Here is a 22,400-nt window from a genome sequence, read left to right on the forward strand (position 1 = left end):
TTTAAAAATAGTCACATAAAATCGTTTGATAAACGAGGGTATGAATCTGCTTCTTAAGCTAACATGATGAAATAAAAAAGAAAGCCAAGCAAACGAGGAAATAATAATGATATTGCGAATTTGTTACATTTGGCGGTATGATGGCGGCTTCATATTCTAAGGACACATCATGAGCACGTCACCGAAAAGCTGGAGAACACCACAAAACTTTCTTCTGCTGATTTCTATTATCGTTCCTATCGCCTTCTCGACTTGGATGGCGCTGTTAAATAACTTTGTCATTGAAAAAGCTAACTTTGATGGCGCAGATATCGGGTTACTACAGAGCGTGCGAGAGATCCCTGGCTTTCTAGCCTTTACCGTCGTATTTGTATTGCTGTTTATTCGTGAGCAGCGCTTTATGTTGGTCTCGTTGGCAATGCTGACGTTAGGGACGGCAATAACAGGTTACTTCCCCTCTTTATTTGGACTTCTTTTTACTACTCTGTTGATGTCGACGGGCTTCCACTATTTTGAAACATTAAAGCAATCTTTGTCGCTGCAGTGGCTCTCTAAAGAAGAGGCGCCAGAGATGCTGGGTAAATTCATCTCGGTTGGTGCGTTGGCTTCACTCTTTACTTACGGTGCGATTTGGGTGCTGTTAGAGCAACTTAAGTTCGATTTCAAAACCGTTTACTTACTTGCTGGGGGGATTGGTTTTGTCTTGATTATCGTGATGGCGTTTGCTTTCCCTGAGTTTAAAACCGAAGTACCACAAAATAAGAAGCTGGTTTTACGTAAGCGTTACTGGTTGTATTACGCTCTGACTTTTATGAGCGGGGCGCGTCGCCAAATTTTCACCGTATTTGCTGGCTTTTTGATGGTAGAGAAGTTCGGTTATTCGGCTGCGGACATTACGTTACTTTTCCTTATTAACTACGTCTTTAACTTTTTGTTTGCTAAACGTATTGGACGTTTTATCGGCGCTGTTGGTGAGCGTAAGGCTTTGATGTTCGAATACGTTGGTTTGATTTTTGTTTTTGTTGGCTATGGTTTGGTTCAAACAGCGGAATGGGCAGCTGCGCTTTACGTTATTGATCATCTGTTCTTCGCGTTAGCATTGGCGATCAAAACGTATTTTCAAAAGATTGCCGATCCTGCCGATATGGCTTCAACTGCCGGCGTGGCGTTTACGATTAACCACATTGCAGCTGTCGTCATCCCAGTTACTTTCGGGGTGATTTGGTTGGTATCGCCATCAAGCGTATTTTATATAGGCGCAGGCATGGCGGCGGTGAGCCTGTTGCTTTCGTTGAACATCCCAGCTAAGCCGCAAGAGGGTAATGAAACACGCGTGTTGAGATGGAACTGAGTTAGTGCTCACTTCTCAATAAATGAGATGTTAGATACAAAAATGGGATGCTGCGGCATCCCATTTTTTATTGTTAGTGTTGCGGTATTACAGCGGATACCAGAACAGTTGAGCGTCTAACACTCGTTTAGCGATTGCTGCCGCAACAATAACAGCGATGCCCGCCATACACAGCATGTCTGCTTTAGTTAGCGGTTTTAAGCTATACCAAGTGCGAGATGAGTGACGACCAAAACCACGTAATGTCATTGCATTGGAGATTTGGTCTGCGCGATCTAGGCTAGAGAAAATCAACGGCCCCAGAATCTTGGCGACATTCTTCATTCGAGTAAACAACGGTGCTTTCTTACTAAGTTCTACGCCACGGGCTTGTTGTGCATGCATGATATTTACAAAGTCTTTCTTCACCTCAGGTAAGTATCGTAAGGTCAAACTGACGGCATAAGCGATTTTGTAAGGCACTCCCAAACGGTTCAAACTTGCCGCAAACTCAGTAGGATGTGTCGTAAACACAAACACCAAAGCGATAGGGAACATACTGAAGTATTTCAGCGTTACCGTTACAAGGTAAAACAAGGTTTCCTGAGTCAGGGAGTAGTTACCTGGCAATGAGAATAAAACGGTCGTTGACCCCATGTACTCAGTGCCTTGTTGTGGGGCTAATGCAAACATAAACAATGCGTTGATAAGCAATACACTACCTGTACCAATTAACAATGGCTTGTATACGTGGAATGGCACCTTAGTCATTTTGAGCAGGGCAAGACCGACAATGATCAATAATGCGATGATGCGTAAATCGAATGTCGTCAGCACTACTGTCACCCAAGCGATAAACATCAAGAACTTAGTGATGCCGTTCAGCTTGTGCAGTGGCGACTGTGTATCAATATAGTTGATACCAAACTTCATTTTGTTGTCTTTCATGCCACTACTTTCTCAACGTTTTCTCGTGCTTGAACGGTAATCTCAGCTTCGGTTTTGTTTGCTCGCCTCGCTTTCTCGACATCGATAAAGTGCTGCATAAAGCCGTTCGTATTCTCAATATTCAACTTGGTTGCGAGTTCATACAAACTGGTGGTCGTTAAGTTTGCTTGATCTAACAGTGCAGGGTCGCTGAAAACCGCCGTCATCGGCGCATCAGCAATGAGTTTGCTGTCGGCAATCACGATGGAACGAGTGGTGTACTCCAAGACTAAATGCATGTCATGAGAGATTATCATCACGGTGATGCCGAGTTCTCTGTTGAGTTTCTCGATAAAGCTCAGCATCGATGTGTAGTTGCGGTAATCTTGACCAGCTGTAGGCTCATCAAGAATCAATAGCTCAGGTTCTAGCACCAAAATAGAAGCAATGGTTACGCGTTTTTTCTGACCGTAGCTAAGAGCTTCAATTGGCCAATGACGGTATTTACTGAGACCGCATAACTCTAAGACTTCGAGTACTTTCGCTTCGACTTGTTTTTCTTCACCACCACGGTTGCGCAGACCAAATGCCACTTCATCAAAAATCATGTGATGTGAAATCATATGATTTGGGTTTTGCATGACTACGCCAACCTTTTGGCTGCGTTCGAAGATGGAGAGTTCACTAAGGTCTTGACCATTTAGCGACATCGAGCCTTGATCAGCTTCGATAACGCCCATCACCAACTTTGTTATCGTCGATTTACCAGAACCATTTTTTCCCAAAACAGAAACGAACTCGCCACGTTTAACATCAAAGCTGACGTTTTCGAGGGCATTTTTCTCGCCGTCATAAGAATAGGTTAAGTTACGCACTTCTAGCAGTGAGTCGAGTGGGGCGGCTATTGAAGTCTCTTGTGAAGTGTTAAACCAAGAGTCGACAGCTGCTTGGTACTGAGCCAGTGGCAACGTATCTAGGCTTGATGGTTTCGCGTCACCTTCAATCGCGCAGCCCGCTTCTTTCAATGCAGAAAGATACAGAGGTTCACGAATGCCATATTCTTCCAGCAATGGGGACGCCAAAATTGCATCAGGTGTTGTATCGGCGATGATCTCACCACTTTCCATCAAAATAACGCGATCGACAGAACGGTGCAGCACATCCTCAAGACGATGCTCGATAATGATGATGGTTTTCCCTGTTTCACGGTGCAAGTCATCGATGATTTCAATGGTCTTTTTACCGGTTTTCGGGTCGAGTGCCGCTAGAGGCTCGTCAAACAGTAGGATATCGACATCGTCCACCAAAATACCAGCCAAAGAAACGCGCTGCTTCTGACCACCAGATAGATCATGAGGGGAGCGGCTTAGCATTTGTTCTAGGTCGACCATTTTCGCCGTTGCTTTGACTAACGGGTACATGTCGATGTTAGAAGTGAGCTGGTTTTCTAGTGCAAACGCGATGTCTTCGCCGATGCTTAATCCAACAAATTGGCTATCTGTATCTTGTAAAACGGTGCCAACTTGCTCGGTGTATTGGTGCATGTCAAAAGGGGTTGTGTCTTGACCATTGATGGTCAGTTTGCCACTGATCTCCCCTTTGATTGCGTGTGGGATTAGTCCGTTAAGACATTGGCCAAGGGTAGATTTACCACTACCACTTGGACCGATAATGACGATTTTCTCTCCTTTCTCTATCCTTAGATTGATATTTTTTAGCGTCGGTTTGTCCAGCGACTCATATCTAAAAGAGAAGTTAGAAAATTCGATTGTCATTCGACATTAAGCCTCTGTTAAGTTGCGGCTTTGCTTGTTACGTTTTGCGACAGACTTAAGAATGAAGAAGCCCACAATAGCAATAAGAATGGTGTTACCAGCTGCAATGATAGATAGCTGAGTAAATACCTTAGTGAACGGTTCTGCGTACAAGATGGTGTCTAGGAAGGCTGAGCAACCGTAACCAAATACGTTACCCAATAGAGCAAGTACCACGAACAACACAAAGTCTTTCATATTGAAATCACCTTTCTCCAAGCGGTTGCGCGTCAGAGAAGGGAAAAGACCGATAATTAAACCGACAATACCTGAACCAAGTACCCAAGTAAGCCATACCCCCCAACCTGCGAACAGGTCAGTGACCCAGTGGCCAATAAAGCCAACCAAGAAGCCCACAAGAGGACCGAATAGTACTGAGAACAATGCTAATACCGCCATTGCTGGTTTTAGCGTCGTGTTTGCAAATACTGGAATACCGAACATTGGCAGACCACCGATGCCGTACAATGCAGCACCGATTGCAATAACCACAACGGTTTTAGCGGAAAGATTCATAGATAACCTCAGTTCAATTGTCGATTTTAAAGAACGTTCACTTGCTTTTTTGTATAGCGCTGATTGTGTAACAAAGTTAAGAAACAACCAAGCTGCTTATTGTTTGCTCTGTTTTTCTTCAAGAAATGTGTGATTGGATTCACGCACTCTATTGACTGGCTTAGTTTTTCAGCAAGCATCAAAAATAAGGCGCGCATTATACAGAATATTGATAAAAGTGGGAATGCTATCTGTCTGGATGGCTAGAATGAAATCAGGGGCTAACTGTCAGCCCCTGATTACACTTTTTAATGCGATTTTTATCGATAAATTAATGGTCTAAGTATAGGTAGTTTTGCCAGCTCTTCATTCGAATGAGAACCTTACGCATGATGGAGACATGAGTGAAGCTGTCAGAATAAACGGCAACCTCTACCGCCGTACCCATAGGCAGGTGATATTCAGCAAGGTCATCGGTAATTTTCAGCGTCACGAATACACGACCGCTGGTACGCAATGCCTCTGTACCAAGCAGGGAGCCACGAGCTTGGAATTGGCTTTCGCCGATGGCTGGCAATACATCAACAACCTCACCTTTAAAGACTTTGCCCGGTAGCGCGCGGAACATAAATTCCGCTTCAAATCCCGGTTCTAAACGCTGTAGTGAGTTTTGGCGAAACGCGGCGGTATAGAGTTTATCTTCGGTATGAACAAAGGTCATCACTGGAGCAAGAGGCAATGGTACTGCCATAACACCAGGACGCAGTGCGAGCTGGGTAACATAGCCATCAGTAGGAGCTGTAACGACGGTCTGTTCTAGGTTGAACTCTGCTTGGCGAAGTTCTGCAAGCAATGAAGCGACTTGGGTGTTTTCACCACCCACTTCAGAATCCAGCGCGATTTGCGCTTGTTGTTGCTTAGATTGTGCGACTTCCAATGCGGCTTGTGCGGCTTTGTATGCTTGGCGTCGAGTATCCAATTGCTGCTCAGTGAATGCTCCGCGATCAAAACCGCGTTGATAACGGTCAAATTCTCGCTGTGCTTTGTCACGCTCGGCAAGCGCTTTGATAACCGCTGCTTCCGCTTCTTGCACACCAGACTCAAGCCCAAGTGCACCTTGGCTTGCCTCTTTCACTTTTGCACGTAACTTATCGACTTCTGCTTGGAATGGAATCGGGTCGATACGGAAAAGAACGTCGCCTTTTTGTAGAGGTTGGTTTGGTTGTACAGGCACTTCAATGACGCGCCCACGAACGCCTGACACCACTGGTGTGGTAGAGAATACTTGATTACCAATTTGTGTGAACGGGTGGTTATAGTTCATCAACAAGATTAGTGTGCCGACCAATACAACGCCGCCAAGCACAGCGGTTGGCACTGTCCATTTGTTAAGCGGAATGTTAAAGATTTTGAAAATGGCGATACATAATGCGGCGTAAGTCAGAACCAGTAGTAAATCCATTATTGCTCCTCCTTACCTTGTTCTTTTTGTGCAGGAACACTTTGTGCAGGTTTTTGACCTTTGAGTGTTGAGACTTCTTTTTTCAATTCATTGACTTCGTCAATTAGCTCTTCGAGGCGATGATGGATATCATGCGTTTCTTGCTCAAGTTGTTTGAAACCCCATCCGCGTTCTTTGCGCCATAAGGTTGCCCAGATCCACAGAAATGGCCAAAGAGCATGAAGTGTGAAAAGACTGACCCAGCCTGCATAGTGAATGGCGTCTTGATGAGGGTGTTCACGTTCCTTCGCTATTTCATAAGGAATATCGTGAATGACAATGATCCCGTAGAAGATAACCAGAGCAACGAAAATGAGTAACCCAAGTGCAAAATAGTCTAGAAACATCTTACTTCCCTGTGCTTGTTGCTAAATAGAAAAACTTACGTAAATTAACTGTTTAAGTATTTGATAGAACAATAGGTGGATCAAGTAATTTATAATTTGATACACAGTTATTGAGAGATACGGCATGGAATACGAAGGAGTGAGTAGTGCATTATTCTGGTGAACTTGCCGCGATAAGTGCAGCCATCGTTTGGGCGGTTGCGACTTGGATTTACAGCCAATTCAGCCACCGATTTTCAGCAATGCAGTTGAACATAGTAAAAGGTGTGATCGCCTCAATGATGATGGTGGTTGTTATTCCTTTTCTACCTCAAGGTATACCTGCGTACATTGAGCCGTTACATCTCGCGGTGTTGGCAATTTCTGGTGTGATTGGTATTGCTGTTGGTGACAGTGCCTATTTTGCTGCATTAAAGCGCATTGGTCCGAACAAAACATTACTCTTAGAATCCCTTGCACCGCCTTTATCCGGCGTGCTTGCCATGGTTTTTCTTGGGTCTGAACTCACACTACAAAGTTGGCTGGGCGTGGTAGTGACCACGGTTGCGGTTACGTATGTGGTATTTCAACCATCAACCTCGGGAGCGGCAACAAACTGGAGCGGTATCGGATTTGGGTTACTCGCGAGTGTGTGCCAAGCCTCAGGTGTGGTGATCTCTCACTATGCGTTGGTTGCGGGCGATCTTCCACCGCTGCTCGGTGCTCTCATTCGTCTTAGTATTGGCGTGTTGGCAGTGTGTCTGGTGGTGAAAATTGTCGAACCGGCGCCGTTTAGCAGCATTAAACAGCACCTAAAAGCAATGGGCAACAAAGCGCTAGTTTGGCTGTTGTTGGCAATTTTCGTGGGGACATTTCTGGCATTATGGCTACAACAAATCGCGTTGAAATACGCTAACCCCGCCATTGCTCAGACGTTAATTGCAACCAGCCCCCTGTTTATTTTGGTGATTTATGCTCTGCGAGGAGAAAAGGTCGGCGTGAAGAGTATGCTTGGTACATTAGTCGCACTTGGCGGTATTTCTTTGTTTTTTCTTTAAGCTTGTCATTCGGCTTATAAAAACGCCCCAGTTGTTGCTGGGGCGTTTTTATAGTTCAGTGCAGACTTGGTTTCGGCCATTGGCTTTGGCGCGGTATAGGGCTTTGTCGGCGCGATAGAAGGTACGTTGCGTATTCTCTCCCTCCCGATGCAAAGTAATGCCTATCGACACGGTCAGACCGCGTTCACCAAGAATCTCATGCCACCCAAATTGGTAAATACGTTCTCGGTAGTTTTCTGCGTGCATTTCAGCCTTAGCGACTTCGGTGTTTTCAAGAATAACCAAGAACTCTTCTCCACCGAAGCGCACACACGATGAACCGCGGAACTTGAAGTAACCTGAGAGTTCTTTCGACACATTGACGATCGCCTTGTCACCAACAAGGTGGCTGAGTTCGTCATTAATCGATTTGAAGTGGTCAATGTCGATCACCATAAGTGCAAATGGCGTGTCGTGCAGCAGCAGATCTTTTAGTTTCACTTCCAACCAACGTCGGTTATGTAAAGAAGTCAGCGGATCGGTGAATACATCTTGTTGAAGCTGAGCTACGGTATTTTTGTGTTGCTTGGTGGTCTCTTTGAGTTCTTTGTTTTCAATCTCAGACAGAATGAGTTTTAGTTGCAGCTCAAAGCGAGTGAGGCGGCGCAACTGTGCTGGTCCCAACTCACTAATCGGAATATGTTTGACTAAGTCGGACTCAACTCGAAAAGCTTTCTTCTCGTAGTTTAACGCTTCTTTGAACAAGCCTTGCGACGCGCATACTTGGCTCATTGCATTGTAGAATCGGTTCGCAATAAGTGGTGAGGAGTGCTCATTAATGCGTTTGCCCGTTGATGCCAGCAGCAAGTTCGCTAAAGATTGATGACCGACCTCATTTAAGCAGTAAGCCGTTTCAATTTTTACCATGGTTGAGAGCCAGTAAGTATGTTGCTTGCCTGTCGCATACTGGATTTGCGAAATTGCAAGTAAGGCTTGTTCATATTCCTTTTGGAGACGATATAACTTGGCACGATATAAATGAATTTGCCCAGTTAAGTTCTTATCACTTACTAGGATACTCAGTTCTTCGCATTCACTTAGTAGCTCGGTTGCTGCGCCGATGCGTTGCAGGCTGATGTAGCACGCTAGCATGTAGAGTTTGTAACGCAGTCTTAGTGAACGGCTACCGATTGCATGGTCAATCGCGTCGATTTTCTGGTAATAACGTAGGGCACGATTATGATCCCCATACGCATCACAAAGATTGCCCATACCAATGATGGCGAGAACATATTCATCGATATAGCCGTACTCAACGGCGATGTTGGTTGAGGCGATGTATTCGGTCAGTGCTGCGTTATAGTCCCCTTTTTCTACCAAGCGATCACTTAAACTCGCTTTTACCGATAGGATATCTTCTACATCCTCTGGGAGTTTTAGTAGATCAAGTGCGAGGCGTAGTTCTTCAATACTCTCGGTTAACTGTTTAATCTTGCTACGATATTCAGCACTAATGATGTAGCAATGCGCTTTTTCTTTGTTGGTCGAGGCGATATGAAGGCGAATGTGCTCCCACAGAATCAATGCCTCTTCACCGGCGACAGAAGAGGGATCCATTCCCGCATCAGTGACCTTACTAAGCAGTTGTTCCATTCTTCAATACCTCAATATGGCTTTCTTCCAACTGCTCTAAGGTGAACGGGAAGGTTAGGATGTCCTGTAGATAAAGTGTCGGTTTTGGACCATCAAGACCACGACGCTTCCAAGGATAGATGTCTAACATCGAACACACGGTTTGATACAGATCTTCTGCCGCTTGGTCTTTTTCTGCGATAAGCATGGCTAAGCGATCGCTGCTTAGGCGGGAAATTAAATCACTGGAAGTGGTCAATGAGTGAACCAGTTCGGTACAAATATCGAGAAATGCGGGCTCAGCGTGGCGGATCATGATGATCGCATGATTAGAGCGTTTTAATTCGGTCTTAAACAGAACCAGTTGTTCCCACCAGTAAGTTTCTGATACTACATTTGAGAACTGCTTTTCTGGGTCATATTCATGTTGAGCACGGATACGATTGATGAGCTTTCGTGCTCGCTGTTCTAACTGGCGTTTTGAGCCTCGTGCTTTGTCCATGCTCACCCGATGCGTTTGCTCTTTCAGCATTTTGAGTGCGTGTTTGCGGTATTTCTGGAACGCTTGGAAAGCACCTTGATAGTCACCTTGCTCTTCCGCTACGCGCGATTGTTGGAAACAAATTTGACTGAGCAATTCGCCGTTATCAAACGCGAGGGCGGATTGTTCTGCTGATTGCAGTAGCTCAGATGCACTTTCGGTATTTTTACGTAGTAATTCGAGTCTTGCTCGGCTGATGAAAGAATGCGCTTTCATCCACGTAAGATCTTGTTCAATTGCGAGCTGGTGGGCTTTTTGAGTAGCTTCTTCCGCTGCGTCTAAACGTTCTAAACCCAGTAGAGCGAGACCTTTGAAATCCCAGATTTCTGCGTGCCAAGTGCTGTCTTCGTGATCTCGAAGTACTTCGGTCGCACCGTCGAGCACTGTTAGCATTTCGACAAAGTTATTCAGCAAGTAGTAATCCCAAGCAAGCAGGATTCTGGCTTTCCCTTCTAGCCAAGCTATGCGAACGTTGTTTGCCACTTTTACCGCGAGCTCATGGGTTGAGGCGGCAAGTTTGTGTTCATTGGTGATTCGCCAAACATTACCAAGACCAATCAAAGCTTCGATTTGAATCTCGATATCGTCGACTAGCGCAGACTGCTCTAGGGCATTAATCCAGTATTGCTGAGCAGAGTAGTACTTAGCTTGTCCCCAGTATTGTAGGGCAAATAAGTGAAGTATTTCAGGTAAGTGGTCGTCAGTGTCGAGTTGAATTTGAAGGTTATAGGCGTCTTTAACCAGCTTTAAGCCGTGTCGATAATCCATGCTACACCAGCAGGCATGGGACATAACAATAAGCGCACGAATCTCACCGTCAACAAACAGAATTTGTTCTGCGCGTATCCGGCATTGTTCTGCAATTCGAAATGCGCGCTCAGGATCAGTTTTTATCTGACCTTCAAGCGCAGTTAGCTCAGTTTCGAGCTGAATTTGGCTTTTATCCAACGTTCACATCCATGACTATAGAACTGGAATTTACACCTAAAAACAAGTGGTTAGATGCGTTTATCATTTCGGTGTGGAAAATCGCCACACCAATAAGGGATCGGATACTGTAATGTATACCGTGTTCAGCGCTTACTTACCACTTCTAAATGAGTAAACTGTTAAATAGTCATGACAACAATTGTTTGATCGTTAGTGGTGCGTCGGTGACTTTCAGTCTCTGAGCGGCAGTGAGTCCTTGCTTATCCTGATAGCACAAATTATGCCAAGCTCTGAATATATCTAAAAGAGGCAATATACCAGCAGGTCTTAATTTGCGACGTGGCTCGTTGATGAAGCTCTCAAACAGCAGTTGGAAACGGTTTTGATAGAATTGGATGTGGCGAGTTGTTGCTACATTGAACCAAGCTTCAGGTTCATTTTTATCACCAGCTAGATAACAAATACCTTTGTTACATTCGTATTGACTAGAAATCGCCCAGCGATCTCGCCACCAACTCATATAAGCGATATCTACCTTACCAAACGGGGCATTCATATCCCAAATTGCGTCTTCTTCTACGTACATAAGATCGACGTTTTTCTCTTGAATACGAGACAAACAGACGCTCAACGCCGCTGAGCGGAGCAGGGGATCTTGTGGCATGTAGATCGATACGCGTTTCTCTGGGCAACACATATCCAATACATGAAGATAGTGTGCGTAAGAGGTATAAGGTGGACGAATTAAGGCACCTTTAGACGGATAGTGGAAAACAGAGAGATTTCCCATTGGATCTTCGACGTTACCACGGGCCAAAATCGTTTGGTATTTCTGATCGATGCGCTCACGCAGCTTTTTTGATGGCTCTGGTGGTGGTTCACTTGCTTCAGCTGTGTATTCTTGTGATACAAAGCGAGAAACTTCATCGTATGGATTGTGATCCAATGACGCCACTGGCTCATCATCAGATGAATAGTTCACATGCTGACAAAGAATGTAGCCCGAATGTGCCTCACCAGAAGCAATCCAATACACGCCATTATTACTATGGGGTTGCAATGCAACGTAGCTAGAAGCGAGTTCATAATGCTGCGCGTGGTTTACCCAGCGTGCATCAATGGTTGCAAGCTTACGGCGGCAACGACTAGCAATGTGATCAACATGATCGTAAAAGGTTTTTGGATTGATGCTCAGTTTACGGCAGATTTCTCGGACGGAATATCCCGTGAACAGCAAGCCCATCAAGTTCTCTTGAAATTGAAGCTTTTTGTTGGCACCAGACCATTTATCGACAAAAGTACTTTGACACACTTTACAGCGGTAACGTTGGCGATCGCCACTGTAACCAAAAGCGTGATAGAGGTGTTTATGAGTATGGACAGAAAGTCCGAAGTTGTCGCAGTCATCATTGCGACAAGCAGGTAGTCCATCACTGTGGACGTGTCTCAAACGATGAAGTTCGTTGACCACATCGCGGTTGTTAAGTAAGGGGGGGAAAGCTCCACATTCACGGCACACCATCGCCGGACGTTTAGGGTTAGCATGCTGCAAGACGTAACGCTTTGCATCACTCAATCCAAAGTTGTCACACGCCAATGTTTTACAAAAGTTGAGTTGTAACCCATCTGCGTCCTTTGGCAGTTCGCCGTTAGACACAATCGCCCCCTCGGGATAATTCAGGCAGCCGGTCAGGCTCCGGCTGCAAATTACTGCTTAAGTATTTCTTAGATGTTGATTGCTGTTTCTAGAGCAACTTTCATCATGTCGTTGAACGACTTTTGACGCTCTTCAGAGCTTAGTTTTTCACCACGGATGATGTGATCAGAAACTGTCAGGATAGTTAGAGCTTTCGCGCCTAGGTCTGCAGCTACGCCGTAGATACCTGCCGCTTCCATATCTACACCTAGGATGCCTAGTTTTTCCATCTTCTCAAAGATGTCAGCTTCTGGTGTGTAGAATAGGTCTGCAGAGAATACGTTACCTACTTTAACTGGTACTTCTTGAGCACGCGCTTGGTTAACCGCTTCTTCTAGAAGACCGTAATCAGCGATTGCTGCGAAATCGTGGTTGTTGAAACGGATACGGTTAACTTTAGAGTCTGTAGAAGCACCCATACCGATAACAACGTCCATTAGTTTCACGTCGTCACGTACTGCACCACAGCTACCTACGCGGATAACGTTTTTCACGCCGTATTCAGCGATTAGCTCGTGTACGTAGATACAGCAAGATGGGATACCCATACCGTGACCCATAACAGACACTTTCTTACCTTTGTATGTGCCAGTAAAGCCGAACATGTTGCGAACGTCACAAACTTGTTTCACATCTTCTAGGAAAGTTTCTGCGATGTATTTTGCACGCAACGGGTCGCCTGGCATTAGTACTGTTTCAGCGAAATCACCTGGTTGTGCGTTGATGTGTGGGGTTGCCATAAGTGCTCTCCAAAGTTTTGTTCAGGTAAAACGCATCAATTATAGAATGCTATTACCAATTCTGTTGAACTTGTTCGTTTTCGTTGAGGCAATAATATCGGGACAGGGTAAGGGGGCATGAGAGTTGAGTCACAAAATGGTCGGTTTTATTGTTTAAATAATCTGTTGATAACTAAATCTGTTGAAAGCAAAAAGGCAATCGATTTGCTTTTGAGCAGTTTGTCGATTGCGCGCACAAAATCTCGTCTTTCAGCACAAAATTTTTTCTTAAAAGTTTCTGATCGATATTCGAAGAGAGTGAGTAAAACGATTAAATTGTACAATTTATTTTCTTGTACAATGTCATTTGACTTGCTATAAGTTATACAACAAAACATTTTGTATAGGACGCTTCGTTATGGAATCTTCAATCAAAGTTGGTATCAGTTCTTGTGTACTAGGCGAACGAGTTCGTTTCGATTCGGGACATAAAATCAGTAACTTCGTAACGAAAGAGCTCGACGGCTATTTTAGCTTTGTTCCCGTATGTCCAGAAGTCGGTGTTGGTATGTCTGTACCACGCCCTACCATTCGTTTGGTAAGCAATGAGGAGCGAATCGCGCTGGTAGAAACGAAAAATCCAGAAAACGACCACACTGACAACATGCTTGCGTACTCAGAAAATAAAGTGAACGAATTAGAGGGTGAAGAGCTGTGTGGTTACATCGTATGTGCGAAGTCACCAACGTGTGGCATGGAGCGAGTGAAGGTATACAGCAAAAATAGTGCGGCGAAAGAAGGTATCGGTTTGTATACCAGAACATTAATGGAAAAAATGCCGTGGTTGCCTGTAGAAGAAGACGGTCGTCTAAACGATCCGGTTTTAAAAGAAAATTTCATTACGCGTGTTTACTGTTTGAATGACTTTTATGAGTCGATGGGCGGCGAGCCCACACGCGGCAAAATTATTGACTTTCACTCTCGCTATAAGCTGACTTTAATGGCGCACCATCCAGAGTCTTATCGTTCGCTAGGACGCTTGGTTGCAGATGTATCAAGTTACGAAATGGAACAGTTTTACAACGAATATCGTCTAGGTCTGATGAAAGCGTTACAGAATCGCGCCAGTCGAAAAAACAACACGAACGTCCTGATGCATTTGCAAGGCTATTTTAAACGCTCTTTAACCGCTAATGAAAAAGCGGAGCTGGCGACGGTGATCAGTGATTATCGTACGGGCTTGTTACCATTACTTGCCCCGTTAACGTTAATTAAGCACTATCTCAATACGTACCCAGACGAGTACTTGCAAAAGCAAAAATACTTAGAACCGTATCCACAGGAGATGAGATTACGTTATGGATTGTAGCCAAGAAGAAAAATTTTACGCGATAAGAGACATCTCTGAGCTGACGGGCGTAAAGCCCGTTACTCTGCGCGCTTGGCAAAGACGTTATAACTTGATTCAACCACAAAGAACAGAAAAGGGGCATCGCCTGTACCGACAACAGGATTTGGATACCATTCGTGAAATACAAGGCTGGCTTGCGAAAGGCGTTGCCATCGGTAAAGTTAAAGGGTTATTAGGTCAAGACTCTGAAGTACTGGTTTCACCAGAGCAGCAAAAACTTGATGAAGTAGAAGAGATGTTAAAAGCGTTATCGGATCTAAATCGTGGCAAAACCGAAACGCTGTTATCAAACGTGTTAAAAGAGTACCCACTCAACATTGTCATCGAGCAACTGATCAATCCTGTGTTTGAAGCGTTAGATTTGGTGAAAGTATCGCTACGTTCTTTACAGCTTGGTTTGTTCCAAACTTGCTTGATTACTCGATTAGCCTTGGTTGTCGATTCGGAAAATAAGGCATCTTCCAAGGGAAAATGTTTGCTTTTGAGTTTTGAACAAGTTCGTGACTCAGAGAGCTGGATTCAGGCGGCAAAGCTGTGTGAACAGGGGTATCACATTACTCTGATTGATAAAGTCGAAGACATCTCGGGTTTAGTTGAGCATGATGTGATGTCACGTTACCAATACGTACATTTCTTCTCGAATAAAGCGCTGCCTATCAAGCAAGTTGAAGCTTTGGCGACGTTATTAGAGCAAGCTCCGAAGCAAGTGCAGCTATCTGAAGTCATCGAAAAACTGCATTTCCCGCAATAAATCCATCCTCGTAAGGAGGCGACATGATTCTTGTATGGTTTCGACGTGACCTAAGAACGTTAGACCACACAGCACTTAAGGCTGCATTGGATACTGGGCTTCCGGTTGTTGCTTGTTTTGTTTCGACCCCTGAGCAGTGGCGAGAGCACCATATGGCACCGATGCAAGCTGATTTGATTGCTCGACGTTTATCTCACCTTAATGAAGAGCTCGCCAAACTCAACATCCCATTTTTATACAAAGAGGTGCCCGAGTTTGCCGATGTAACAGATGTCATAAATGACTGGGCTACTTCTTTAAGCGCTCAACGTGTCATGGCGAACATCCATTACGAGGTGAATGAACAAGTACTAGATAGAGAGGTTTCTCACGCACTTTCAAGTCGAGGCATTGCCTTTGATACTTTTCACGATAAGTGCGTTCATGCTCCGACTACCGTTTTAAATAAACAGGGGGAGTACTTTAAAGTGTTCACTCCGTTTAAACGTGCTTGGTTGGCAAAATTTCAAATGCCAGTTGTATCGAAACCTGAGCCGCAAGCCGAGCTGTCACCGTCTACCCTCCAGCCGATTCAGCCAGATCGCTACCATGATGGTGTCGCATTCTCTTATCCTAGAGAATCTAGCAAGCGATGGTTCGCAGCAACCAGTGATATTGTTCAGCATTTGCGAGAATTTGCTCGAGACCGTAGTGATGCCTACCAAGCTGAAAGGGATATCCCTTCTGTTGATGGTACGAGTCAATTGTCTCCGTATTTGGCTATCGGCGCTCTGTCACCAAGGCAGTGCATCGCTAGGTTGTATGCTGAAAGCCCTATGGTTGACCTATCAGATGGTAAAGCGACGTGGCTGAGCGAAATCATTTGGCGAGAATTTTATCAACACTTATTGGTATTCGAGCCAAAGTTGGTCAAGGGCAGAGGCTTCATTGCTTGGGAAGACAAGATTCAGTGGTCGTACGATGAGCAAGCCTTCGAACGCTGGAAAGCAGGAAATACTGGGTACCCTATCGTGGATGCGGCAATGCGCCAACTTAATACAACAGGTTGGATGCACAATCGACTACGTATGATAGTGGCAAGCTTCTTAACCAAAGATCTTCATATCGATTGGCGGTGGGGTGAAGCTTATTTTATGAGTAAGCTGGTGGATGGAGACTTTGCCGCCAACAATGGTGGGTGGCAATGGTCGGCATCAACAGGGTGCGACGGGCAGCCTTACTTCCGCATATTCAATCCGATCAGCCAAGGCGAGAAATTTGACTCTGACGGAACCTTTGTTCGCCATTGGGTGCCGGAAATAAAACAAGTACCAAACAAATTCATTCATAACCCTTGGCTATGGAGTGGCTTTAATTTACTGGATTATCACAAGCCGATGGTTGATCACAAGGTGGAAAGAGAGATAACCTTACGGCTCTTCAAAAATGCCAAGGAATAGAGAGAGATGCCTAGCAAGAAGCGTCCAATGAGTATCGCTAAAAGAACCCTGTTGTCTATATCGTTGTCTTTAGTGAGTAGTTTGTCATTCGCTAAAATGTACCAACTACCAGAGGACGGAGCTCGCGTTATAGGTCGCATGGAAAACCATGTGGTTGAACAAGGCGAAACTATGGCGAATATTGCGAAGCGATATGATGTTGGCATGCTCGCGCTAATGGCTGCAAACAAAGGGGTTGACCCGTTTCTCCCTCAAGATGGTCACGTTTTAACGATCCCTACTCAGCTTATTCTTCCTGATGTCCCTCATAAAGGTATTGTCATTAACCTTGCCGAATTGCGACTTTACTATTTCCCAGAAAACGAAAACGTGGTTCATGTTTTTCCTGTAGGTATAGGTCGAATTGGTCGAGACACTCCAGAAATGACTACAAGCATCAGTCAAAAGCGTCCTAATCCGACTTGGACGCCACCTGCCTCTATTCGTGCAGAGTACAAAGCAAAGGGGATTGACCTACCTGCTGTCGTTCCTGCTGGACCAGATAACCCACTAGGTATGTTTGCACTTCGTTTGGCATATGGGCATGGTGAATACTTGATCCACGGCACCAATAAAGATTTTGGTATTGGTATGCGTGTGAGTGCGGGTTGTATTCGTATGGACCCAAGAGACATCGAATGGTTATTTGATAAAGTACGTCGTGGCGAAAAAGTAAAAATCATCAATCAACCGGTTAAAGTCGCATTAGAACCAGATCGTAGTGTGTTTGTTGAAGCCCACGAGCCGTTAACTCGCAGCAATGGCGAGAAGGATCACTTAGTCATTCCAAAAGAATTGGACTGGTGGCTTGATGAGTTTGGTATGACGAATGCTAAAGCGAAAGCAGCGATTGCTGCGCAGAATGGTGTCCCAGTTGAAATAACCGCGCCTTAACGAGCGTTAAAGCGCGGAATCAAATCTTACTTAGTGTAAGACTGAGCGATGTTGTCGATACGCTCGTTAGCACGTGCAGCTTCTTCTTGAGCTGCCATAGCCGCGTCGTTAGACTTTTGAACGTCAGATTGTAGAGACTGTACGTCTTGGCTTAGTTGGCTAACTTGGTTGCTTAGTTCGTCTAGTTTAGTAGCTGTTGCTGCTTCGTCAGAAGAAGCACAACCTGCTAGTAGAAGTACTGAAGTTGCTGCAGCTGCGATCAACGTTTTGTTCATATTAGAACTCCTTGCATATAGTGAAATTCCTACGCTATAAATTCTGTGTCATATAGTCATAGGGTCAAATGTGAATACATTCTATCAGAACATGATGTAGCAAAAGTCAAAAAAATCCAAGGATTTCATAGAGTACCTGATACGGATGCTAACTTTCTTCTTACAAATGTAAGTGATTACTCACTTGCTAACGCCAGTATCAGGTAGTACAGCAGCTCTTTTGCTACTACCTGATATCAATAATTTAGACGATATTGACACAAATGAAAGTTTCTAAGCGGAAACTTTATTTTTTCTATTGGAATTAGTTTGTGTGATCTCTATCTATACTCCTATGATTTGCGGTATTATATCGAGCTTTTATTTTTTGCTGCGTTAGAGCGGAAACGACACTGAAAAAGCGCTCAACACGCTGACTATTTATTGGAGAATACTTTGCAATTTAAAGATCTAGGCCTAGACAACCGATTGTTGAAGAACCTAAAACACTACGATTTCAAAAAAGCGACTGACATTCAGCAGCAGGCGATTCCTGTTGCGATTGCAGGCAAGGATCTATTGGCATCTTCGAAAACGGGTTCGGGTAAGACTTTGGCGTTTGTATTGCCAATGCTACATAAGTCACTAAAGAATAAGTCGTTTTCTGCAAAAGACCCACGAGCTGTGATTCTTGCGCCAACGCGTGAGCTAGCAAAACAAGTATATGGTGAGCTTCGCTCAATGCTTGGTGGTTTGTCCTACGACGCTGCATTGATTCTTGGTGGTGAAAACTTTAACGATCAGGTTAAAGCACTGCGTCGCTACCCTAAGTTTATCGTTGCCACTCCAGGTCGTTTGGCTGATCATCTGGAGCACCGTTCTTTGTTCCTTGATGGTCTGGAAACATTGGTTCTAGATGAAGCTGACCGTATGTTGGATCTGGGCTTTGCTCCGGAGTTGCGTCGCATTCATAAAGCGGCAAAACACCGTCGTCGTCAAACTTTGATGTTCTCTGCAACACTTGATCACGCAGAAGTGAATGACATCGCAGCAGAAATGCTGAATGCGCCAAAACGTATTGCAATTGGTGTTTCGAACGAAGAACACAAAGACATTACTCAGAAATTCTACCTATGTGATCACTTAGATCACAAAGAAGCGATTCTTGAACGAGTTCTAGAAGAAGCTGAATACCGTCAGGTGATCATCTTTACTGCGACTCGCGATGATACTGAGCGTCTAACAGCGAAGTTGAACGAGAAGAAACTGAAAGCTATCGCACTAAGCGGTAACTTGAACCAGACTCAACGTAATACCATCATGAGCCAGTTTGAGCGTGCGGTATTTAAGATTCTGGTGACAACTGACGTTGCTTCTCGTGGTCTTGATATCGCGACTGTGACACACGTAATTAACTTCGATATGCCTAAGCATACAGAAGAATACGTTCACCGTGTTGGTCGTACTGGCCGTGCGGGTAACAAAGGTGATGCAGTTTCATTGGTCGGCCCTAAAGATTGGGATAGCTTCAAGCGTGTAGAAACTTACTTACAGCAAGATTTGAGCTTCTCTGTGTTTGAAGATCTAAAAGGTAAATTCAAAGGTCTGAAGCCACGTAAGCCAGATTTCCGCAACAAGAAAGTGGCTCCTAAGAAAGCACGTCCTCAAGCTAAGAAAACGCCGAAGAAACCAACTCAGCGCGACAAAGGTTTCTATCAAAACGTGGCAGTGGGTGATAACGTGTTTATCCCTAAAAAGAAGCCAGCAGCACCAAGTTCTGAAGATTAATCTTTAGCGAAAGTGACAAAACTGATAGACGAAAACCGAGCTTAAGAGCTCGGTTTTTTTTATGCCTTATGCTTTCAAACAAACGATACAGATATACCTAAGTGACTTCAAGATGCAGAGTTCAGAGCGTTGTTATTGATTTGACTTCAAGGAAAACGACGCAGCGTAATAGCCAGCTCTTTCCAAGTTGGTTTGACGTAGCCATTTGTTTGACTAAAAAAGCGAGTCAATGACACGCTCCCGAAGGGCACTCTTTGTAAATAGTAAGGGCCTTGGCTTGTATACTTTGTTGTCGATTTTTGATTTAGACCCACCAAGCCTTTAAATCGCCGCCGCGTCTACAAACCAAGTCATCCTCGCTGAACCAAGCATCTTGAGGTTACTTGGGTATAAGCTTTACGTTTATTTATTCTAAACGTGGGTTAAAGACACTTTGATTTTTCTGAACGGATTTTTTGCTTAGCATGAGCGGGGTGTGAAGAGGAGAATACGACATGCAGCAACAAGATCTTCAGCAGCAAAAAGAGCAATGGTTAGAAGAAATAGACATGACCCTTACCGAGCAACAATGTCGAGAACTAGGGTGGGAACAAACAACTTTGTTCGTTGAGATGTTTTCGTTTCTCTGTATGGCAGTAATAAGCTGTGCTTTGGTTATGTATCGTGGAGGAACTCATGATTACTGAGAAATCACAGATGGGAGAGTTGATAAAATCCATTGTTGTTTCCTCACTTTATTTTGTTGGCTTCCTCGCTCTAATTTGGGTTGTAACGACACATCTTCTCTAATTGAGTCTTGCTTTCCTGTGACCTGATATTTGAATCGTTTTGTTGTTTATAAAAAGCTCCGCGATTGCGGAGCTTTTTGTTTTCTCGTGTGTAAATTATGCGTTGAGTCGAACGCTTAGATTTGGAACTGCTTAAGCTGGTGTTTCTGATTTTCTGCCAAACCAGACAACTCTTGCGCTGCAGCGGCTGATTGGGTGATACCCGTTACGTTCTGGCTGACCAACTCATAAATAGTGCTTAAGTTGTTGTTGATGTCAGAGGTGACTTGTTTCTGTTCTTCTGAAGCGGTCGCGACTTGAGTATTGATCGCGTTCAAGTCAGAAATCGCGCTGTTGATGTCGCTCAGAGAACGGCTTACTTCTGCAGCAAGCGCCTGGTTGTCTTCTAGCATGGCTAAGCTTGAATGCATGCTTTCGTTTGCCTGACCAGACTGTTGTTGCAGCTCTTCAATGATGGTTTGGATCTCTTTGGTCGATTCTTGAGTTCTTGCTGCAAGCATACGTACTTCATCTGCAACTACGGCAAATCCACGACCACTTTCACCTGCGCGTGCTGCCTCAATAGCGGCATTGAGTGCCAACAGGTTGGTTTGTTCAGAGATACTTTCAATAACCTCAATCACTTTACCAATCTGTTCCGACTGGTCTTTTAGTGATGTCACTACGTGGGCAGCTTCGTTGAGTTGATCTGCCATCTTAGTACTTGCACGCGTGCTTTCCTCAAACATGCTCAAACTTTGTGAAGTTAATTTCGTCGCTTCATTAGATGCGCTATCCGCTTGCTGTGCGTTAGTTGACACTTCCGCAGCGGTAGATTCAAGTTGATTAATTGCAGAAGCGACTTGTTCTACTTCTTGTTTTTCTTGATCAGAGTTTGCGCTGCTTTGTGTCATGACTGTCGCAAGCTCAGTAGACGCCGAAGCGACATCTTCACTGATTCGTACTAGAGAATCGACGGTGCCACGAAGCTGATGGATCGTTTGGTTAACGTCACTCGCCAATTCGGATACTTCGTTTTTACCTACTTCTTCTGCTTCTACAAGCAAGTTGCCTTTTGCTACTTCTTTCATGGTTTGTTGCAGATTACGAATAGGCGCAACAATATAGCTTGCCAGCAGCCAACTGATAAATGAAGCAATAGAAAGGATGATGACCAGCGAGATGGTGCTGTAGGTTAGCGTATTAGAGTGCAATACTCCGTTTTCTTCTACTTCATCCGTTACGATTTGATTGAGCTTTTTAGACAAGCTGTCAATGGCATTGATCATTGCCTCACCAGCGAGGCGGTATTTGCCCATTGCGGTTTCGTATTCTTGGTCAAAATCCGATGTTGTGTCGTCCGATGAATGCTTGGTATTTAACAGAGGTGTCATGGTGACTCGAGTGAAATCCACATAGTGGTTCATCGCCTCACGCATGGCATTTACCTCTGCATGAATACCTTCAATTTGATCGATTGAGTTTAAAAATTCTTGGTTTGTCGCCTGACGTCGTTGTAATTCTTGGTTAAGTGTTTTGACATCTTCAGCCCTGAAAAGACTGTAGATAGCCTTAATGCGCATGGCATAAGTGTTGTCTACGATTGAGCTCAGTTCTTCTTTGTGCACGATAAGGTTATTTGTTGAAACCGTAACTTTATCGAACGCTTGCTCTAATTTTCCTATGCCTACGCTCAAACCTACGATGAGAAGTATGACAGTGAAAAGTACGGGCACGAAAACCTGTAGCTTAATAGACAGCGCACTAAGTAATTGACGCATGATTGACCCTCTAAAGATTGTAACTATTATCATTTTTGTAAGTAAAGCGTAACGATTCTAATCATTAGTCTCGATATATCAATCATTTAACAATGTTTATTTGTTATGAAATATATTAAAAGCGATGTAGTTGGCATTTTGCTATTACAAAAAGCAGTCAAAGTATTTTGAGCTCGAAAGTAAATAAAGTTTGATTGCTGATTTATTAAGCAGAAATGACAACGTGTCATAGAGGCTTCAACTAAGTGAAACACAACTGTCACATTTGGATTCTAAAGTGAGCACCGTTCAAGTGAAACACAACGGCAATAAGGCCACTTAAAGGAAA

General features: G+C 44.3%; 19 protein-coding genes. 8 read left to right on the forward strand and 11 right to left on the reverse strand.

Annotated elements, in window-relative coordinates; genetic code table 11:
- Positions 1–169: 169 nt before the first annotated feature.
- Positions 170–1,351 (forward strand): MFS transporter, encoded by a 1,182-nt coding sequence (locus tag AACR11_RS00940; protein ID WP_009697882.1) that lies wholly within the window; start codon positions 170–172, stop codon positions 1,349–1,351.
- Positions 1,352–1,438: 87 nt separating this feature from the next.
- Here the strand turns inward: AACR11_RS00940 and AACR11_RS00945 are convergent, their stop codons facing one another.
- From AACR11_RS00945 to AACR11_RS00965, 5 genes are all read right to left on the reverse strand, one after another.
- Positions 1,439–2,278 carry an energy-coupling factor transporter transmembrane component T family protein gene (locus AACR11_RS00945; protein WP_005452891.1) on the reverse strand — a complete coding sequence of 280 codons (840 nt, stop codon included), beginning with the start codon at positions 2,276–2,278 and terminating at the stop codon, positions 1,439–1,441.
- Positions 2,275–4,032 (reverse strand): ABC transporter ATP-binding protein, encoded by a 1,758-nt coding sequence (locus tag AACR11_RS00950; protein WP_029788230.1) that lies wholly within the window; start codon positions 4,030–4,032, stop codon positions 2,275–2,277. Before AACR11_RS00950 ends, AACR11_RS00945 begins: the two co-directional genes overlap by 4 nt.
- Before the next feature lie 6 nt (positions 4,033–4,038).
- Positions 4,039–4,587, reverse strand: coding sequence for an ECF-type riboflavin transporter substrate-binding protein (locus AACR11_RS00955; RefSeq protein ID WP_005452889.1), 549 nt, complete (start codon positions 4,585–4,587; stop codon positions 4,039–4,041).
- 310 nt (positions 4,588–4,897) lie between these two features.
- Positions 4,898–6,028 carry an HlyD family secretion protein gene (locus AACR11_RS00960; RefSeq protein ID WP_005452888.1) on the reverse strand — a complete coding sequence of 377 codons (1,131 nt, stop codon included), beginning with the start codon at positions 6,026–6,028 and terminating at the stop codon, positions 4,898–4,900.
- A complete protein-coding gene (locus AACR11_RS00965) occupies positions 6,028–6,414 on the reverse strand; it encodes a DUF3302 domain-containing protein (protein WP_009697879.1) in 387 nt (128 codons plus the stop codon). The genes AACR11_RS00960 and AACR11_RS00965 overlap by 1 nt, the downstream gene beginning before the upstream one ends.
- A gap of 146 nt (positions 6,415–6,560) precedes the next feature.
- On the opposite strand from AACR11_RS00965, the gene AACR11_RS00970 reads away from it, so the two are divergent.
- On the forward strand, positions 6,561–7,451 hold the full coding sequence (locus AACR11_RS00970) for a DMT family transporter (RefSeq protein WP_029788229.1): 891 nt from the start codon (positions 6,561–6,563) through the stop codon (positions 7,449–7,451).
- A 48-nt stretch (positions 7,452–7,499) separates the two neighbouring features.
- Here the strand turns inward: AACR11_RS00970 and AACR11_RS00975 are convergent, their stop codons facing one another.
- The 4 genes from AACR11_RS00975 to deoD form a co-directional block, all read right to left on the reverse strand.
- A complete protein-coding gene (locus AACR11_RS00975) occupies positions 7,500–9,083 on the reverse strand; it encodes a GGDEF domain-containing protein (RefSeq protein ID WP_017818508.1) in 1,584 nt (527 codons plus the stop codon).
- On the reverse strand, positions 9,067–10,551 hold the full coding sequence (locus AACR11_RS00980) for a hypothetical protein (RefSeq protein WP_017818509.1): 1,485 nt from the start codon (positions 10,549–10,551) through the stop codon (positions 9,067–9,069). Before AACR11_RS00980 ends, AACR11_RS00975 begins: the two co-directional genes overlap by 17 nt.
- 169 nt (positions 10,552–10,720) lie before the next feature.
- Positions 10,721–12,190, reverse strand: coding sequence for a hypothetical protein (locus AACR11_RS00985; protein ID WP_005452883.1), 1,470 nt, complete (start codon positions 12,188–12,190; stop codon positions 10,721–10,723).
- A 68-nt stretch (positions 12,191–12,258) separates the two neighbouring features.
- A complete protein-coding gene (deoD, locus tag AACR11_RS00990; RefSeq protein WP_005375140.1) occupies positions 12,259–12,969 on the reverse strand; it encodes a purine-nucleoside phosphorylase in 711 nt (236 codons plus the stop codon).
- A gap of 397 nt (positions 12,970–13,366) precedes the next feature.
- Between deoD and AACR11_RS00995 the strand changes: the two genes are divergently transcribed.
- Genes AACR11_RS00995 through AACR11_RS01010 form a run of 4 tightly spaced genes read left to right on the forward strand, consistent with a single transcriptional unit; the run spans position 13,367 to position 17,482 of the window.
- A complete protein-coding gene (locus AACR11_RS00995) occupies positions 13,367–14,317 on the forward strand; it encodes a YbgA family protein (protein ID WP_029788227.1) in 951 nt (316 codons plus the stop codon).
- Positions 14,307–15,110, forward strand: coding sequence for a MerR family transcriptional regulator (locus AACR11_RS01000; protein WP_029788226.1), 804 nt, complete (start codon positions 14,307–14,309; stop codon positions 15,108–15,110). Before AACR11_RS00995 ends, AACR11_RS01000 begins: the two co-directional genes overlap by 11 nt.
- Positions 15,111–15,133: 23 nt before the next feature.
- Entirely contained in the window at positions 15,134–16,549 is a 1,416-nt protein-coding gene (gene phrB, locus AACR11_RS01005; protein ID WP_029788225.1) for a deoxyribodipyrimidine photo-lyase, read from the forward strand.
- 6 nt (positions 16,550–16,555) lie between these two features.
- Positions 16,556–17,482 (forward strand): L,D-transpeptidase family protein, encoded by a 927-nt coding sequence (locus AACR11_RS01010; protein ID WP_005452874.1) that lies wholly within the window; start codon positions 16,556–16,558, stop codon positions 17,480–17,482.
- 26 nt (positions 17,483–17,508) lie between these two features.
- Here the strand turns inward: AACR11_RS01010 and AACR11_RS01015 are convergent, their stop codons facing one another.
- A complete protein-coding gene (locus AACR11_RS01015; RefSeq protein ID WP_005441096.1) occupies positions 17,509–17,757 on the reverse strand; it encodes an Lpp/OprI family alanine-zipper lipoprotein in 249 nt (82 codons plus the stop codon).
- A 423-nt stretch (positions 17,758–18,180) separates the two neighbouring features.
- Between AACR11_RS01015 and AACR11_RS01020 the strand changes: the two genes are divergently transcribed.
- Both AACR11_RS01020 and AACR11_RS01025 read left to right on the forward strand, forming a co-directional pair.
- Positions 18,181–19,524: a DEAD/DEAH box helicase gene (locus AACR11_RS01020; RefSeq protein ID WP_017189586.1), complete on the forward strand. Its 1,344-nt coding sequence runs from the start codon at positions 18,181–18,183 to the stop codon at positions 19,522–19,524.
- A 494-nt stretch (positions 19,525–20,018) separates the two neighbouring features.
- On the forward strand, positions 20,019–20,210 hold the full coding sequence (locus AACR11_RS01025; RefSeq protein WP_029788223.1) for a hypothetical protein: 192 nt from the start codon (positions 20,019–20,021) through the stop codon (positions 20,208–20,210).
- Between the two features lie 218 nt (positions 20,211–20,428).
- Here the strand turns inward: AACR11_RS01025 and AACR11_RS01030 are convergent, their stop codons facing one another.
- The gene (locus AACR11_RS01030) at positions 20,429–22,072 is read right to left on the reverse strand and encodes a methyl-accepting chemotaxis protein (RefSeq protein ID WP_029788222.1); all 1,644 of its coding nucleotides are present in this window, start codon (positions 22,070–22,072) and stop codon (positions 20,429–20,431) included.
- Positions 22,073–22,400: the final 328 nt, after the last annotated feature.

The sequence above is a fragment of the Vibrio sp. L85 genome, assembly GCF_963871815.1.
Taxonomy (GTDB): domain Bacteria; phylum Pseudomonadota; class Gammaproteobacteria; order Enterobacterales; family Vibrionaceae; genus Vibrio; species Vibrio harveyi.